The sequence below is a fragment of the Arthrobacter ramosus genome, from assembly GCF_039535095.1.
Lineage (GTDB): Bacteria > Actinomycetota > Actinomycetes > Actinomycetales > Micrococcaceae > Arthrobacter > Arthrobacter ramosus.
On the sequence record NZ_BAAAWN010000001.1, the window covers coordinates 4,863,917 to 4,879,840 of the forward strand.

Consider the following 15,924-nt stretch of genomic DNA (forward strand, 5'->3'; position numbering starts at 1 on the left):
TGACGGATTCGAATCCCCGAAGGGGACTGGCTGGGTTCTGTGCAGTGCAAAGCCGCTGCACCAGGCCGGCCGATGTTGGCCCTTCGCGAAGAACCCTGGCAGCCGAGTCGTACCGAGGCTGCGTCGGGCAAAGCAAGTCCATGATCTTCAGGCTGGCACGGTGTTTCACGTGAAACATGGAAGGGTTCCCCCAGGACGCCCCACACCTTCAACGAAGAGTGACCCGACATCCCCCGCCCAGGAGATGACTCCCAAGTCGCCGGCAAGAAGTTGCAGTCTCCGGAGCCAGTGGTGGGAATCCAGTCGAAGTTGAGTACACCATCAAAACCGACTGGCAGCGTGGCCAGTGCTTGTAACCCCCGCAACGATCAGCGACTAGGTTTCACGTGAAACCGCACGAGCGCCAACGGTCACGCTGTTTGTCCGCATCCAACTCGAACACCAAAGTGCATTTCGACGGTTCTCGAGCGATGAGCTATGTTTCACGTGAAACGGTGCATACGCTCGGCGCAGGCGGGGATCCACTTGGAACCGATTTCGAAACTGGATCTCCGCGGCATTCCACGAACCGCCAAAACTGTTTCACGTGAAACAGCCGAATCGACTACTTCGTCGTTGACATCAGACAGGGAAACGCTGCAATCGAATGGACTCCCCGGCATCAACCACGGCTCAAAAGAATCGACAGGGCGCAGGTGTCCCCTAGTCCCTGGTCCAAGTCAGGCCCGCCTGCAGTCGCCCTCATCCCAGCCCGGGTCGGGTCGCGCAATAGATCTCACGTCAGTCCAGGCCGTTCCCCGGAAAGGCAATCAATTTTGAAATTGAAAAGGGTTCACAAGCGGCACCATCAGGCCACAACCAGCAGAGCAGCCTTCCCATCTGCCTGCCAATACCCCCGTCAATCACCACTAGCACCACTAGCGGCGAGACCACGAACCCCAGGACCGTGTACCCGAAGGCACGAAAAAGCCGGTGGTCCTCGCTCAATAGCGAAAACCACCGGCTGAATCAGAAGCGACCGCTAAAGGGGCGGCGGACGTCCTAGGACAGGACGGATTCAAATTCCTTTTCGAAGAACTGCTTCGGCTTGGCACCGATAACTGTGCTCTTCACTTCTCCCCCACTGAAGAGGTAGACCGCCGGAATAGACGTGATGCCGTACTCAGCGGCGATGGCCGGGTTGTCGTCGACATTCAGCTTGACGACGTCGACCTTGTCTCCGTATTCAACTGAGATCTCGTCGAGGATGGGACCCAACTTGCGGCACGGGCCGCACCACTCCGCCCAGAAGTCCACAATGACCGGCTTTTCAGCGGCCAGGACGTCGGTGCTGAAACTGGCGTCGGTAACGTTTTTAGCGTTGCTCATAATTCTTTCCCTTCGAATGGATGGCTGCTGTGCCGATTAGGCGTGCAGGTCTGCAAGATAGTGCTCGACGTCCAAGGCCGCGACACAACCGGAACCGGCGGCCGTGATGGCCTGGCGGTAGGTGGGGTCCACGACGTCGCCGGCGGCGAAGACGCCCTTGATGCTGGTCTTGGAGCTCCGGCCGTCGACGGCGATGGTGCCTTCAGGGGCGAGCTCCAGCTTTCCCTTTACGAGTTCCGTGCGGGGATCGTTGCCGATGGCCACGAAAACGCCGGTGACGGCAAGTTCGGACTCGGTGCCGTCGACGAGGCTCTTCAGCTTCAGGCCAGTCACCTTGTCCCCACCGATGACGTCTTCGACGGCGGTGTTCCACACGAAGTTGATCTTCTCGTGGGCCTGGGCACGGTCACCCATGATTTTCGAAGCCTTGAGGGTATCGCGGCGGTGTACCACGGTGACGGACTTGGCGAACTTGGTGAGGAAGAGTGCTTCCTCCATGGCAGAGTCGCCGCCGCCGATCACTGCGATGTCCTGGTCCTTGAAGAAGAAACCGTCACAGGTTGCACACCAGCTCACGCCGTGGCCGGAGAGACGCTTTTCGTTCTCGAGGCCGAGCTCACGGTATGCGGAACCCGTGGACAGAATGATGGCGCGTGCCTTGAAGGTCTCCCCATTTCCGATAGTCACGGACTTGATGTCGCCGTCGAGGTCCAGTTCGGTGACATCCTCGAACTGAATTTCAGTGCCGAAGCGTGCCGCCTGCTTTTCGAAGTTCTCCATGAGATCAGGTCCCATGACGCCCTCGGGGAAACCGGGGTAGTTCTCGACGTCTGTTGTGTTCATCAGTTCGCCACCGGCAGTCACGGAACCGGCGATGAGCAGCGGGTTCATGTTGGCGCGTGCCGTGTAGACAGCCGCCGTATAACCGGCAGGCCCTGAGCCTACGATGATGACATCACGTACGTTGGACGCGGTGTTTTCTGCGTTGCTCACTGGTGGGTGAACCTCTTCCTTAGTCGATGCACCGGATCCTTGCGGCCGGCCACATGGCACAACCCTCTGTCGGCGCGGAATATTCCGATGTTCCCGGGGACCCTAATATCCGCCACCATTCAGGGTACCTTCCGGTAGCGCAGGGCATGGAAGGACGAGGGCTCCGTTACCGGAGTTGACGGTCCCCTGGACGCAATCACCCGTGGACGCAAACTCCCCCAACAAACGCAAGCGCCCGAAACGGTCACCTGCGCCCGAAGGGCCTCCCGCCGTCGACTACTGGACCTTGATCTCCGCAAGGCGTAGGCCGAACCCATAGCGTGTCTTGGGCGCGGTCAGCTTGGGCAGGGACTTGATGGAGATGATTACGTACTGTGCCGTTACAGGGGCACTGAGCGGCATGGTGAGCTCCGGTGAGGTGAAGCTGTTGGTGCCGACCAATTTTGCGCCGTCCATGGCCGGACGATCATTGGTGTAAACGCTGATGTTTCCACCGGAAGCACCCAATTGACTCAAAGTGACGGATGTCACTTGCGAGGGTGCCTTGAGCTTGACGAGCAGCGAAACTCCATCAGGAGCGAGTCCACCCCAATCCGCTGTGGCGAACTCCATGTCCGACCAGTAACTTGCGGCATTGCCGTCGTAGGCCTTGACCAGGTCCTTGTCGTAGCTCGCGGCGAATTCGAAATCGCCCATGCGAGTGACTCCGTCAATGACCGGCGGCGCTGCGACCGCAGGTGCTGACGTACTGCTACTCGGCTGTCCAGTTACAGATTGGGACGCTGTGGAGGACTGCTTGGCTGCCGGAGTCCCGCCGGGGATGAGGTTGCCGAGGTTGGTGACAGCCAGAATCAAACCCACGATCAAGACAGCGGCGAGGACCCCACCCACGAGCCAACGGAAGGAACGGGGCTCGCGGACCGGCTCCTCGTCGTAGTATTCGTCTTCGTCAAGGGGCTCTGCCTGCTCACGCGCAGTCGACGGGAAGCTCGATGCCCCGCGGCTGTATCCGCCGGTAGCGGCGGCCGCACCGCGGGAAGCGGCCGCACCGCGGGAGCCGGCGTCGTCGTTAACGAAGCCGTAATCGTCTTCAGACCAGAGAGAGACTTTGGATTCCTGGGCGGGGTTCGCGGAGGTAGGCGCCGGAGGGGTGGACGCCGGAACAGCCTGCGTGGCGGGCGCCGCTTGGATTTGCTGCGGAGCGGTCCGGCTCGACTCAGCGGTCCGGTTGGACTCGGCGGCCGAAGCGGATCCGGGCCTCCCGGAAGGTGCGGCTTCGCCGTCGTCGCTATTTGCCTTGCCGGCACCCTTTACGGTGGCCGCGGCCGCGGCGGCAGCCGCCCCTGCTCCCGCCGCCGCAGCAGCGATGCGGGAACCGATGCCCCCAGGAGCCGACGCCGGCCGGCTGGCGGGCATGGGAGGAACCACCGGGCGGCGCGGGTCCGCCGGTGCCGCGGCACCTGGCAGTGATTCGCCGGCGGGACTGGGCTCGACCTCGTCGTAGCTGATGTACTCGGCGTCGTGCTCTTCGTCGTCGTACAGTCCGTCGTAGGTCTCGGGCTCGTGGGACCGGGCCTGGCCGAAGATCTCGCTGCCGAGCGTGTCCGTGAAGAACGGTTCGACGTAGGGCGGGTTGGTCGCCACAACGAGGTCCAGCAGGTCAGGAGCGCTGCTGTGGTTGGTGATGAGGTACGTGGTGCTGTCGCTGACGCCGAGATCGAGGATCTGGACATGCCCGGGCCGTTCGCCGGTGGCTACCTCGCGGGCGCTCTTGGCAACCTGATCGGCGTTTCCGGGGCCGGCCACGAGGATGCTGACAGGTCTGTTGAGGACCTGGTCCACGCCGTCGAGCACCAGATCTTGGTCGTGCGAAGTCAACACGGTGGCTGTGACTTTGTAGCGGCCGCCAAGCACTGATCCGACATCGATCGGGTGGGACACGGGTTCCTCCTATGACTGTCCGGAAGCTGCGGGTCCTGAATACGGGATCCGGCCAGCCGGGTGACCCGTGGTCTGCAACTACCTGTATTAGTTTCTGATCCTAGCTGATTGGGCCGTTCCGACTCCGGGTTTGCGAGGATGCGTCACCGTTTGCGGCGGGGTCCACCGCGGAAATACGGGTTGTTTCCCAGCGTCCCCTGATAGGTGCGGCGGCCCGGCAACGGGATGCCCGGGCGGCCGGCGGCTCCTTGCGCAGTGCTCGGGATGTCTTCATCCGGCAGATATGACTTCTCGATGTCGGACCAAGCGTCCACTCTATCCTTCCCTTCCGCAATGCCCCCATCGGCGAGGTGGCCGGGATCGTGGCTGCCATCCCACCCGTCCTTGGACGGGATGGTTTGCAAGGCGGGGCCGGCGCGGAAGGATGCGGCGTCGAACTCGCCCGAGATGCGCGGAATGAGCCCGGTGTCGTCGGACACTGTGGCACGGACCGCCGTCGGGGTCTGCTTTCCGCTCGCGGACGGTGTTTTGGCAACCGGAACGCCCCGGCCGAGCCGGCCGAGCACCGGCCGGAGCAAATCGCGCAGCTCGCTGACGTGGAAGACGCGCAGCAGGAACAGATACGCAAGAAGCATGACGGGCCCGACGACGACCACCGTCACCAAGGCGGCGGGCCTGCTGCTCCAGGCGAAGCCGTCAGCGTGATAGCTGCCCAGGAGCCAAAGAGCCAAGGCGCCGGCGATCGCCGAGCCCAAGGCGGCGTAGCCCATGCGGATGTACGAGTTTGCGATCCGGGGGCCGTCCACATGGCCGAGGAGGCGTCGCAGGAACCAGACGCTGATGACCACGGACAGGATGTTGCCGAGTGTGTACAGGACGGCGATCGCGAAGATGATCCGGCCCACCGGCAGGAACTGGATGATGAACGCGCCCACAACGTTGAGCAGGGCCAACATGAGCTGGATGTAGAAAGGGGTCCGGGCGTCTTCGTTGGCGTAGAAGACGCGGGACATCATGAAGTTGGCGCTCATGAACGGCGTGCTCAGCGCGAGGATCGTCAGCGTCTGGGCGAGCATGACGCCGTCCTGGGGTTTCCCGCCGGAGAAGAACATGCCCAGCGGTCCGGCGAGGGCAAAGAGGGCCAGGGCCCCGAAGACGGTGGCGACGGCCATGGTCCGTAGTCCGTGCGAAAGGGCTTCGCGCAGTTCGGCTTTGTTGCCGGCCTGGGAGGCATGGGCCATGCGGTTGAAAAGCACCGTGGCGAGGGACAAGGCAATGATTGAGTGTGGCAGCAGGTAGAGCTGGCTGGCGACTTCCAGGACCGCGTTACCGGGGAGAGTGGCGGCCGCCGGGTCCTGTGCGTGCTCCAGGCGGAGCCGCTCGGAGCCGGGAATCGTGGCGATCCTCATGACGTAAAGGAAAGCGAGCTGCCCGACGGCGGCGGTCAGGAGCGTCCAGACGCTCAGTTTTGCTGCCTGGCCCAGTCCCACGCCCCGCCAGCCGAAGCGCGGCCGGAGCCCGAGCCGCAAGCGGATCACCGGGACGAGGAGTATGGCGGTCTGCGCGAGCACGCCGACTGTGGAGAATCCGGCGATCAGGAAGGTCTGGAAGGGTCCCCAATTGTCCAAGGTGTGGGGGTTGGTGTTGTTGGCACCGAGGATCCAGATGAACATGCCCAGTCCAGCGATGGCCACCACATTGTTCAGGATCGGCGCCCACATGGCGGGGCCGAAGGCGCCGTTGGCGTTGAGGATCTGGGTCAGCAGAGCGTACAAACCGTAGAAGAAGATCTGCGGTAGGCAATAGAACGCGAACGTTACGGCCAGCGATTTCTGCTGGGGTGAATAGCCCTGGGTAGTGAGGTCGATGACCATTGGCGCGGCCAGCGTAACCAGCGCCGTCAGCGTCAAGAGAACCAGCACGGCCAGGGTCAGGAGCCGGCTGATGTAGTCCGCACCGCGGTCCGGGCCCTTGCTGGCCTTGATGATTTGCGGGACAAGTACGGCGTTGAACACACCGCCCGCCACCAGGAGGAAGATCAGGTTGGGCAGGTTGTTGGCATTGATGAAGGTGTCGTTGACCGTCGATCCCAGGCCCAGTGCGGCGCCAAGCATCCAGGTTTTGGCAAAGCCGAGGAACCGTGAAACGAGCGTCCCGGCGGCCATGACGGCGCTGGAACGGGTTTCTCCGGACTGGACTGACTGGGTTGTTTTGGCGGCAGACATTGTCATTATCGTCCCATGAGCCGGGCTGCCTGTTGCGTCAAGACTGTATAAAGGGCCGCGTTAGAGGTGTTCGGGCAGGACTTCCCGGGCAAGATCGGCGATGCGCCGCTCATTGGGAAAGGACAACTTGCGGGCCAATTCCTGAAGTGGAACCCAAGCGGCGTCGATTGCCTCTTGGTCGGGATCGTTCTCGATGGTCAGCTCTCCGCCCGTGGCGCGCAGCAGGAAATGGTGCACGGTTTTGTGGACTCGGTGCCCGCTCACGGTGAACCAGTAGTCGATGCTGCCGAGAGGAGCGAGGACGTTGCCTTCGATTCCGGTCTCTTCAGCAATCTCGCGGACGGCTGCTTCCTCGTTGTTTTCCTTGCCCTCCGGATGCCCCTTCGGCAGGCACCACTCGAGCCGGCCACCCCTATTAAGGCGGGCGATGATCGCAACCCTCAGTTCGCCGTCGGACGTGTCTACTACGACGCCGCCGGCGGAGACTTCTTCCACCGTCGGAAGGGCAGCCTGTGCCGAGTGCGGAGCGGGCGCGACGTGGGCACCAATTGCCGACGGCAATGGTGCGTTCGTCCTCCTGCCAGGAGCACTCGGGATCGGGTTGGCCATGAAGTCCACTCTAACGACTCTTGCCCGTTGGTGATGACCGGGACATGGACTCAGGGTGACGTGCGGATGGCGTTCGGCGGTGATCCCGGGGCCGTCGCTACGCAATCGCAGCGCAATGACAAGGATCCGGTGGGATGGCGCTGCGAAATCTGACAAGCTTAAGGAACTATGGCGCAAGTATTGGACAGTTCTTCAGTTAATTTCCAGATGGATCCAGTGGTCCTGGACCTCGGACAGCGGTTTGTGGACGCCGGATTCGAACTGTCGCTGGTTGGCGGGCCGGTGCGGGACCTCTTCCTGGGCCGTGTCTCGCCGGACCTGGATTTCACCACCGACGCCACTCCGGACCAGACCCTTTCCATCATCAAGAGGTGGGCTGACAATTTCTGGGAGATCGGCCGTGCCTTTGGAACGATCGGGATGAAGAAATCCGGCTTCCAGATTGAGATCACGACGTACCGCGCCGAAGCCTACGACGCCGATTCCCGCAAGCCCGCGGTGGCCTTCGGCTCCTCGCTGCTGGACGACCTCCTCCGCCGCGACTTCACCATCAACGCCATGGCGCTCCGGCTGCCGTCCCTGGAGCTCGTGGATCCGTTCGGCGGGGTCCGCGATCTTCACGCCTCGGTCCTCGCCACCCCGGGAGCACCCGAATCGTCGTTCTCCGACGATCCCCTTCGCATGATGCGCGCTGCCCGGTTCGCGGCGCAACTTGGTGTTGCAGTGCACGACGACGTGCGCCTCGCCATGTCCGGGATGGCCGAGCGGATCAAGATCATTTCCGCCGAGCGCGTGCGCGAGGAGCTTGTCAAGCTCATTACTGGTGCGCATCCGCGCGCGGGCATCGACCTCCTCGTGGATACCGGACTGGCCGAATTCGTCCTGCCCGAGGTTTCTGCGCTGCGCCTTGAAGCCGATGAGCACCACCGGCACAAGGATGTCTACCAGCATTCCCTGCAGGTCCTGGAGCAGGCCGCGTCGCTCGAGACGGGCCCGGACGGCCCGGTGCCGGGTCCGGACTTTGTGTTGCGCTTCGCCGCGCTAATGCACGACGTCGGGAAGCCGGCGACGCGCCGATTCGAACCGGGCGGCGCGGTGAGCTTCCGCCACCACGACATGGTGGGCTCCAAGCTGACCGCAAAACGCATGAAGGCCCTGCGCTTCGACAACGACACCATCAAAGCCGTGGCGCGGCTTGTAGAGCTTCACATGCGTTTTTACGGCTACGGAGACGCGGGTTGGACGGATTCCGCGGTCCGCCGCTACGTGGCAGACGCTGGCCCCTTGTTGGAGCGCCTGCACCGACTGACCCGGTCCGACGTCACTACACGTAACCAGCGCAAGGCGGAGCGGCTCTCCTTTGCCTACGATGACCTTGAGCAACGGATTGAGGTCCTGGCCGAGCAGGAATCGCTCAATGCCATCCGGCCGGACATGGACGGAGCGCAGATCATGGCTTTGCTGGGACTCAAGCCCGGACCCGTGGTTGGCCGCGCCTACAAGTTCCTCCTGGAGGAGCGCATGGAAAACGGCCCGCTGTCCCAGGAGGAGGCCGAGTCCAAGCTCCTGGCGTGGTGGACTGTGCAACCCGAGTCCGTCGTCGAACTTTCATCGGAACCAGCCGTCGATGCCAACGCAGGCACCGCCGAACCAGAGGAGTCCTAAGTGAACCCTGCAGCCAGGCCCTCCCGGCCACAGCTCTGGATCATGCGTCACGGGGAGACGGAATGGTCCAAGAGTGGCCAGTACACCGGTTTGACGGACCTTCCCTTGACGGTGGAAGGCGAGCAGCAGGCCGTGGAAGCTCGCAAGATCTTGGAAGGCATCGACTTCGACCTGGTCCTGACGTCGCCGCTGCGCCGAGCCCGGCGTACCGCGGAGTTGGCGGGTTTCCCCGACGCCGTTCATGAACCGCTCGCTGTGGAGTGGAACTACGGCGACTACGAAGGCATCAGCTCGGACCTCATCCGCAAGGACAACCCGGACTATCTCATCTGGACCGACGGCGTTCCCAACGGCGAGACGCTCGACTCTGTGGCAGCCCGTGCCGACAAGATCATTGCCCGCGTCCTCGAGTCTGGAATGGACAACGTCCTGATTGTGGCCCACGGCCATTTCTCCCGCATCCTCACGGCCCGCTGGCTTGAATTGGATGCCAGGGAAGGACGTCACTTTGTCCTGGGAACAGCCAAAGTTTGTACCTTGGGATGGGACAAGCGGACGCCTGCCATTCTTCGATGGGGACTGTAGGAAGAATTATTTTCTAAATTCTTTGTAATTGGCTGGCCAATAGCGCGATTCATGGTGTAACTTTATTTTTGATCCCAGAGCGATCTGCCGGGATTGAGGCGTGCACTACCCAGTCAGTCAGCTGCGGTAGTGCCAAAGCAGAAAAGGAGGTTGGGAAAATGATTACTTTGACTAGCGGATGGAAGATGACCGTTGCTGGCACCCCGGCCTTCGCTGCTCGACGCCGTTTTGCGGCCTAACTCCCCCTGATGTACTTCCTCCCCTGATTATTTGGGGCGGTTCACGGTGCAATCAGGCTCCGAGTTGGGCCTGCCATTGAGCGGTATCACGCGATTGACGTGGTGCGCAGTTTCCTCATAGTTCGGAACCAGCTTCTTGTTGGGGACGTCTGCCCCTGGATACCACGTACCGGAACTCCATGCTCCGGTACTCACGCGGTGTTCGAGAAATCCGCTTAATCCGCCCATCAATGCCCGGAATTCACACGCCTAATTCCGCCGCTGTTTTCTTCGAATTCAGGGGGATTAATTGTCATGTCCGAATTCCGGCAATTCTCTCAATGCGAAAGGAGGTGAAACCTTGGCCAAGCGCCTCAAGGACCTGATGGTCTTCAACAGCAAGCCCGTCGTCAAAGACAAGACCCTCTTCAACGGACAACTGCTGGACCAACGCCGGGAAGACGTATACGTCGTCCTGCACCAAATGGGCATCATCCGCTAAGTGTCCCCACCACGCAATTCGGGAGGGACTGATGGCACACATCGGACCGTTCGCCTCGGAAGCCCACGCGGCCATGCGTGGGCTTCCGCCTTTTAACCTGACTTGGCTCATTTGCTTAGTGAGTGAATTTTCGGTGGTTGATGGCCTCGAGGATGGTTTGCTGTTCGGCGGGGATGTCGGGGGCGAACGTCTGTGTGGTGCCGTTGATCGCGATGGTCGCTGAGCGCAGGGGCCGGAGCTGTTTGATGACGTTGGCCACCGCGAGCCCTGTCCTGTTCTGGACAGTCCGGGAGACGGCGAGGGCGCTGAACACGATGGTCAGGTGTGCTTCGATCGCGTCGCGGGTGCGGTGGAACATGGGCCTGGCGCGCAGGGCTGTCTTGCTCATCCGCAAAGACTGTTCCACGTGAGTGCCCGCGGAAATTGATTCGGTGTCGAGTTTCAGTTGACCCCATGTGGTCAACTGAAGAGCGACCGCGAAGAACCAGAGCATGAGCACCACGCCAATGACAGACGCCGGTTGGGTAATTCCAACTGGTCGTGACGCGCCCTCCATGTTGTCCGCCCGTCAAACGCCTGTTGAGCAAAGCGACGGCAATTTGGTTCCGTAACCATGGAAGCACGCCGCGCCCGGCGGCTTCCAGTTGAACCTAATGTGACTGTGCGGGGGGCGGCGCGGGCCTCGAATCCCGCCAAACGGCGGGCTATTCCTCTTCAGCCCTGGGAGTCCTACACTGTGCGAGAGGACCACCCGGGAGACCCGATGAAATACAGGAAGATACTGACGGTGGTGCTGACCTCGCTCCTGGCCGTGGCCGGCGCCCTCGCTGCCCCTGCGGCGCATTCGGCCGAACCGTCGGTGAAAGTCCTGGACACCACTGCCACCATCACCGACCCGGGCTGGTTCGTCAGTGCCTACAACGCGGGCTTCCGGCTGTACGTGATGCATTCAACCGCGTGGGGGACCTGCACTCCATGGGACCGGACACAAACGCAGCTCAAGATGGCGCTGGACGCCGGACTCAGGATTGCCGTCTACACCCGCAACGCGGAATGCTGGGAGGGCGGCATTGAGGCCACCGGTCCGTACCGTGGGCAGCTGGAGTTCTTTGCACTGGACGTCGAGCTAGGCGAACCGCCCATTACCGGGAACATGGTTGACGGTGTCCGGGCCATGGGCGTGCGGCCCATTGTTTACGGCATTCATACCCACTGGCCCTTGATAATGGGCGACAGCAGCGAGTTCTCGGATCTTCCGCTGTGGGACGGGGATTTCCATGACTTCGACTACGCGCATTGGACTCCGGACCTTCTTTCGCCCGCGCCGGTTTCCTACGGCGGCTGGAACGTGCCGGGGAACATGCGTGTCGGTGTCCAGCAAAAACTCGGCCAGGACATCGGCGGAATCTACGTCGACCTCAACTCCTTCAGCCCGGACTTCTTGCGCTAGTCGCTCTCAGCGTCCCCACACCGGTACGTCGCTGCGGTGCACGCTGCCCTCGTGCAGGTCCAGCGGGCTCATGACCCGGGCAAAGTGGTTGAACGCCTGCGGTGTTTTGCCCAGTTGCCGGCCGGTTTCCACCTCCCACTCCTCGCTCAGCAGGCCGACGTCGTTGCGCAGCGCCAGCAGCCGCTCGAAAAGTTCCTTGGGTTCGCGCCGCTGGCCCACGCCGATCACTGCCTCCACGATCCGCTGACGCCCGTGCACGTACTCGGCGATCTGCACGCCTGTCGCTCCCGAAGCCGTCCGCACCCTTCTGATGAATGCCACACCGGTGACACTAGAACAAATCCCATTAGTGCGTGAAAAAGCACCAATCCGAACACATCACCGCAGGTCAGAGCCCCGGCCGACCGCGATGCCGCGACCCGTGAGCCAAGTCAGGGCCCACGCGGCTATGCGTGGGCTTCCGCCTTTTAATGCGGGAGTTAGGCGCGGGGCTGTCTGCCGCGCCTGAAGGTAAGCTCGATTCATGCAGGAGACGAAGCCGCACAGCCGGGAAAAGCGTGCTCGCTTTGTGGTCCCCAGCCGTAGTGATTCCTTGCTCAGGAACGTCACCGAGTTGATCGGAGGACCCCTCGGCCAGCGGTCCTCCCCCGGGACGATCTCCCCGGGATTCTTCACCGTTGACCGGGTCCTGATCATCCTCACGATCGTTGCGGCACTCCTGTCGATCATGATCAAGGGCTATTGCCGCGTCAACGGCTGGCACACTCCCCAGCAGTTCTACGCCACCTGCTACTCGGATTTCCCCGAACTTTTCAGCAGCCGCGGCCTTGCGGATGGAGTGTTTCCGCTCTTCGACCAGAAAGCCCTCTTCGAATATCCCGTGATCACGGGTCTCATAGCGGGTGTCACTGCGTGGCTCGTACCAGGGCACGGTGCCAGCCCCGAACGGATCCTTGGCTATTTCGATGTGAATGCCACCCTGATTGCGGCCATGTGGATCGTGGTGGTTCTGGCCACCGCGCGCATCAATCGGCGCCGGCCTTGGGACGCGGCCATGGTGGCGCTAGCGCCCGGGATTGTGCTGGCCGGAGTCATCAATTGGGACATGTGGGCCGTGGCGATGCTCGCGGTGGGGATGTACTTCTTCGCAAAGGAACGTCCCGTCCTGGCCGGTCTGTTCATCGGTTTGGGGACGGCCACCAAGCTCTATCCGCTGCTCATACTGGGCGCAGTCTTTCTACTCGCGCTACGCAGCGGCCGGCTGCGGGTCCTCTTTGTGACCACCTTGTCCGCCACGGTAGCCTGGCTGGCAGTCAATGTCCCGATCGCAGCCGTCAACCCGGCCGGCTGGCGCTACTTTTTCGACTACACACGTGATCGCCCCGCTGGATACAGCTCGCCGTGGTTCGCCTACAACCTCGTTGCAGAACGGCTTCAACTGGTCCAGCTTGGCCCCGAAGCCATCAATGCCCTGGCGATGGACATGTTCCTCGTTGCCTGCGCTTTGATTGCTGGATTGGCGTTGACAGCGCCACGGCGCCCGCGGCTGGCCCAGTTGACGTTTCTGATTGTGGCGGCCTTCATCCTGAGCAATAAGGTCTATTCGCCCCAATATGTGCTCTGGCTAGTGCCACTGCTCGCTTTGGCCAGGCCCGGCTGGCGCGACTTCCTGCTCTGGCAGGCCGCCGAGGCGTTGCATTGGACCGCCACGTGGATGTACCTGGGCCAGACGAGCAGCGGCGGGGCTGCACAGAACAACATCGATATGCCGTACTACGTCATGGCCGTGATGCTACATATGGCCGCAACGGCATATTTGATGTTGAGGGTTGCGTGGGACATTTGGGAACCCGACCTGGATCCCCTCCGGGTCCAGGGTGTGGACGACCCCCACGGTGGTGTGTTCAACGGGGCCAAGGATTGGTTCCGGATAGACCTCAAGAGTCCGGCGGCATCAGTGCTGCCCTGGCGGCGCGTTGCCTTGAACTCCGTGGAGGAGCAGTCCGGGCTCGACGCGCCATCCGGGCTCGATACGCCCAAACCTTCCCACGACTCAGTGCCCTCTACGGACTGCGAGGCCGAACGCGATGGCTGAGGTCGCCGTCGTCGGCTCCGGACCGAACGGCTTGGCCGCCGCGGTAGTCATGGCCCGCGCGGGCCTGGCCGTGCGGGTGTATGAAGCCGCCGCGACTATCGGTGGGGGAACACGGACGGCCGAACTGCTGGAACCGGGGCACGTCTACGACGTCTGTTCCGCGGTCCATCCGATGGCCTTGGCTTCGCGCTTCTTCCGGGATTTTGAACTCGAGCGGCGCGTGGAGCTGCGCTTGCCGGAAGTCCAATACGGAACGCCGCTCGACGGCGGCAGGGCAGCCCTTGCGTATCGCTCGCTGGAGCGGACCGCTTCTGAACTCGGGGCCGACGGAGCTGCGTTTACCCGCTTGATGGGACCGTTGGTGGAGCGGCTGGGCGGGGTGCTGGACGTGACACAGAACCAACTGCTGAGGATCCCGGCCGATCCGGTGGCGGCGTTACGACTTGGCTTGGCGACCCTGGAGCAGGGTTCGCCGTGGTGGAACCGGCGATTCTCCGGGGACGCGGCTCCGGCACTCCTGACCGGGGCCGCGGCGCACGCTGTGGCTCCCCTACCTTCGCTCGCCGCGGCGGGGGCGGGACTCCTTCTGGGTGCGTTGGCTCATGCCGGCGGGTGGCCCATTCCCGTTGGTGGCTCTGTGGCAATGGCGGAGGCCATGGCCCGGGACATCGAGGCCCACGGTGGGGTGATTGAGACCGGCGTGCAGATCGATTCGTTGGAAGAGCTGCGTCCGGCTAAGGCGATCCTGCTGGACGTTGCGCCTCCGGGACTGCTGCGCATGGCGGCTGCGGCGCTTCCCGATCGCTATAGGCGGTCGCTGGAAACATTCCGTTTCGGGAATGCAGCATGCAAGGTGGATTTCATCCTGTCCGGGCCGGTGCCCTGGGCAGCTCCACGGCTAGCCGCCGCCGGGACAGTGCACGTGGGTGGCACGCGTGCCGCCATGGGCGAGGCCGAGAACCTGGTAGCTGCGGGCCGGCATCCCGCGAAGCCGTACGTCCTGGTGGCCCAGCCATCCATTGTGGATCCCGGGCGGGCTCCCGCTGGGCGGCACATTCTCTGGTCCTATTGCCACGTGCCCAAAGGATCGACTGTGGACATGGCCGAGGCGGTCATGTCCAGGATCGAGGAATTTGCCCCGGGCTTCCGCGACGTGGTGGTGGGCTGGAAGACGACGACTGCGGCAGGCCTGGCGGACTACAACGCGAACTATGTTGGCGGAGACTTCAGTGCAGGACTGATGGACCTTCGGGGATTGGTGCAGCGTCCCGTGCTTTCACTTGTGCCATGGCGGACCCCGATTCCGGGGGTTTACCTGTGCTCCTCGTCCACGCCCCCCGGGCCCGGAGTGACAGGAATGCCCGGGTACCATGCTGCTAAATATGCCTTGAAGGACATGTTTGGGCTGAAGGTACCCGGGCTTGGGTTGGGCACATAACACCCCGGACGCTCGCTCACCTATGTGCCGATTTCGCCCGACGCCCGCTCACTTATGTCGCCAAAATCCCGGACGCTCGCTCACCTCTGTGCCCAACCGACGGATCGCCCCTGCAGATGATCTGCACGAGCGATCCGTTATTTTCCCTCAGATGTGAGCGGGCGTTGGGAATTGGGCCGTCAGATGTGAGCGGGCGTTGGCTTAGTTGGCTGCGGTGAAGCGCGCGCGGCGGTGGGCCGGAGTTTCGATTTCGTCCAGCATGGCGACGGCGTAGTCCTGGGTGGAGATGGTGTTGCCGGCTGGAGAATCCTTGGCAGTGGAGTAGATTCCCGTGCGCTCACCAGGCTGGATGACAGGCGCGGGTGCGAGTACGGTCCAGTCCAGGCTCTCGGGAGCTTGCTTGACGGCGGCGAAAGCTGCGGCCGCGGTGGTTGCCTCGGCCTTGTAGGCCTCAGGGAAGTCCGGCGAATCGAGGAGGCGGACGCCGTCGATCTCCAGCGTGCCTGCACCGCCGACGATCATGAGGCGTGTGCCTTCGGCGTTGCTGTAGGCGGCGTCCATTGCCGCAAGCCATTCTCCGTGGTCTCCGCCGGTGCGGCTCGGGCCGGTGGCGAGGATGACGGCGTCGTGCTCTTTGGCGATTTCCGCGAAGCTCTGGCCATCAGCGAGATCGGCAGCGACGGCCTTCGCTCCGGCAACCTCTGAGCCCTTGCGGGAGATGGCGGTGACTTCGTGGCCGCGGGTGAGGGATTCGTTGACGATCTGGCTTCCGACCATGCCTGTTGCGCCGTAAACTGCGATTTTCATGACTCTCCTTGGGTTGCTATCCTTGCAA

General features: G+C 62.7%; 13 protein-coding genes and 1 pseudogene. 6 read left to right on the forward strand and 8 right to left on the reverse strand.

Features of this window, described 5'->3' with window-relative positions; translation table 11 throughout:
* Positions 1 to 1,041: 1,041 nt before the first annotated feature.
* The 5 genes from trxA to ABD742_RS22465 all read right to left on the reverse strand — a co-directional run bounded on the left by trxA (position 1,042) and on the right by ABD742_RS22465 (position 7,088).
* The gene (gene trxA / locus ABD742_RS22445; protein WP_078107075.1) at positions 1,042 to 1,368 is read right to left on the reverse strand and encodes a thioredoxin; all 327 of its coding nucleotides are present in this window, start codon (positions 1,366 to 1,368) and stop codon (positions 1,042 to 1,044) included.
* 36 nt (positions 1,369 to 1,404) lie between these two features.
* Positions 1,405 to 2,361 carry a thioredoxin-disulfide reductase gene (gene trxB / locus ABD742_RS22450; protein ID WP_234752955.1) on the reverse strand — a complete coding sequence of 319 codons (957 nt, stop codon included), beginning with the start codon at positions 2,359 to 2,361 and terminating at the stop codon, positions 1,405 to 1,407.
* A 276-nt stretch (positions 2,362 to 2,637) separates the two neighbouring features.
* The gene (locus tag ABD742_RS22455) at positions 2,638 to 4,302 is read right to left on the reverse strand and encodes an ABC transporter substrate-binding protein (protein ID WP_234752954.1); all 1,665 of its coding nucleotides are present in this window, start codon (positions 4,300 to 4,302) and stop codon (positions 2,638 to 2,640) included.
* A 143-nt stretch (positions 4,303 to 4,445) separates the two neighbouring features.
* Positions 4,446 to 6,527, reverse strand: a complete 2,082-nt coding sequence (gene murJ / locus ABD742_RS22460; protein WP_234752952.1) for a murein biosynthesis integral membrane protein MurJ — start codon at positions 6,525 to 6,527, stop codon at positions 4,446 to 4,448.
* A gap of 60 nt (positions 6,528 to 6,587) precedes the next feature.
* The gene (locus tag ABD742_RS22465; RefSeq protein WP_234753036.1) at positions 6,588 to 7,088 is read right to left on the reverse strand and encodes an NUDIX hydrolase; all 501 of its coding nucleotides are present in this window, start codon (positions 7,086 to 7,088) and stop codon (positions 6,588 to 6,590) included.
* Positions 7,089 to 7,304: 216 nt separating this feature from the next.
* On the opposite strand from ABD742_RS22465, the gene ABD742_RS22470 reads away from it, so the two are divergent.
* From ABD742_RS22470 to ABD742_RS22480, 3 genes are all read left to right on the forward strand, one after another.
* Complete coding sequence (locus ABD742_RS22470) at positions 7,305 to 8,801, forward strand: CCA tRNA nucleotidyltransferase (RefSeq protein ID WP_234752951.1); 1,497 nt, start codon at positions 7,305 to 7,307, stop codon at positions 8,799 to 8,801.
* On the forward strand, positions 8,802 to 9,386 hold the full coding sequence (locus ABD742_RS22475; RefSeq protein WP_234752949.1) for a histidine phosphatase family protein: 585 nt from the start codon (positions 8,802 to 8,804) through the stop codon (positions 9,384 to 9,386).
* 579 nt (positions 9,387 to 9,965) lie between these two features.
* Entirely contained in the window at positions 9,966 to 10,106 is a 141-nt protein-coding gene (locus ABD742_RS22480; protein WP_234752948.1) for a hypothetical protein, read from the forward strand.
* 115 nt (positions 10,107 to 10,221) lie between these two features.
* Here the strand turns inward: ABD742_RS22480 and ABD742_RS22485 are convergent.
* Positions 10,222 to 10,515 (reverse strand): annotated as a pseudogene (locus ABD742_RS22485) (IS1634 family transposase); the annotation flags it as partial.
* Positions 10,516 to 10,869: 354 nt separating this feature from the next.
* On the opposite strand from ABD742_RS22485, the gene ABD742_RS22490 reads away from it, so the two are divergent.
* Positions 10,870 to 11,556 (forward strand): glycoside hydrolase family 25 domain-containing protein, encoded by a 687-nt coding sequence (locus ABD742_RS22490; protein ID WP_234752947.1) that lies wholly within the window; start codon positions 10,870 to 10,872, stop codon positions 11,554 to 11,556.
* Between the two features lie 6 nt (positions 11,557 to 11,562).
* Here the strand turns inward: ABD742_RS22490 and ABD742_RS22495 are convergent, their stop codons facing one another.
* Positions 11,563 to 11,877: a glycoside hydrolase family 15 protein gene (locus tag ABD742_RS22495; protein ID WP_308193873.1), complete on the reverse strand. Its 315-nt coding sequence runs from the start codon at positions 11,875 to 11,877 to the stop codon at positions 11,563 to 11,565.
* 202 nt (positions 11,878 to 12,079) lie between these two features.
* Here ABD742_RS22495 and ABD742_RS22500 point away from each other — a divergent pair, with 202 nt between their 5' ends.
* Together ABD742_RS22500 and ABD742_RS22505 are read left to right on the forward strand one after the other, a co-directional pair.
* The gene (locus ABD742_RS22500; RefSeq protein ID WP_234752946.1) at positions 12,080 to 13,651 is read left to right on the forward strand and encodes a glycosyltransferase family 87 protein; all 1,572 of its coding nucleotides are present in this window, start codon (positions 12,080 to 12,082) and stop codon (positions 13,649 to 13,651) included.
* Positions 13,644 to 15,089, forward strand: coding sequence for a phytoene desaturase family protein (locus tag ABD742_RS22505; protein WP_234752944.1), 1,446 nt, complete (start codon positions 13,644 to 13,646; stop codon positions 15,087 to 15,089). The genes ABD742_RS22500 and ABD742_RS22505 overlap by 8 nt, the downstream gene beginning before the upstream one ends.
* A gap of 201 nt (positions 15,090 to 15,290) precedes the next feature.
* Here ABD742_RS22505 and ABD742_RS22510 read toward each other — a convergent pair whose 3' ends face one another.
* A complete protein-coding gene (locus tag ABD742_RS22510) occupies positions 15,291 to 15,896 on the reverse strand; it encodes an NAD(P)-dependent oxidoreductase (RefSeq protein WP_234752943.1) in 606 nt (201 codons plus the stop codon).
* Positions 15,897 to 15,924: the final 28 nt, after the last annotated feature.

Bases quoted from the DNA above. Each gene is read 5' to 3' on its own strand.
- murJ (WP_234752952.1), bottom strand. From the start codon at position 6,527: ATGTCTGCCGCCAAAACAACCCAGTCAGTCCAGTCCGGAGAAACCCGT.
- trxA (WP_078107075.1), bottom strand. From the start codon at position 1,368: ATGAGCAACGCTAAAAACGTTACCGACGCCAGTTTCAGCACCGACGTC.
- ABD742_RS22470 (WP_234752951.1), top strand. From the start codon at position 7,305: ATGGCGCAAGTATTGGACAGTTCTTCAGTTAATTTCCAGATGGATCCA.
- ABD742_RS22505 (WP_234752944.1), top strand. From the start codon at position 13,644: ATGGCTGAGGTCGCCGTCGTCGGCTCCGGACCGAACGGCTTGGCCGCC.
- ABD742_RS22500 (WP_234752946.1), top strand. From the start codon at position 12,080: ATGCAGGAGACGAAGCCGCACAGCCGGGAAAAGCGTGCTCGCTTTGTG.
- ABD742_RS22510 (WP_234752943.1), bottom strand. From the start codon at position 15,896: ATGAAAATCGCAGTTTACGGCGCAACAGGCATGGTCGGAAGCCAGATC.
- ABD742_RS22490 (WP_234752947.1), top strand. From the start codon at position 10,870: ATGAAATACAGGAAGATACTGACGGTGGTGCTGACCTCGCTCCTGGCC.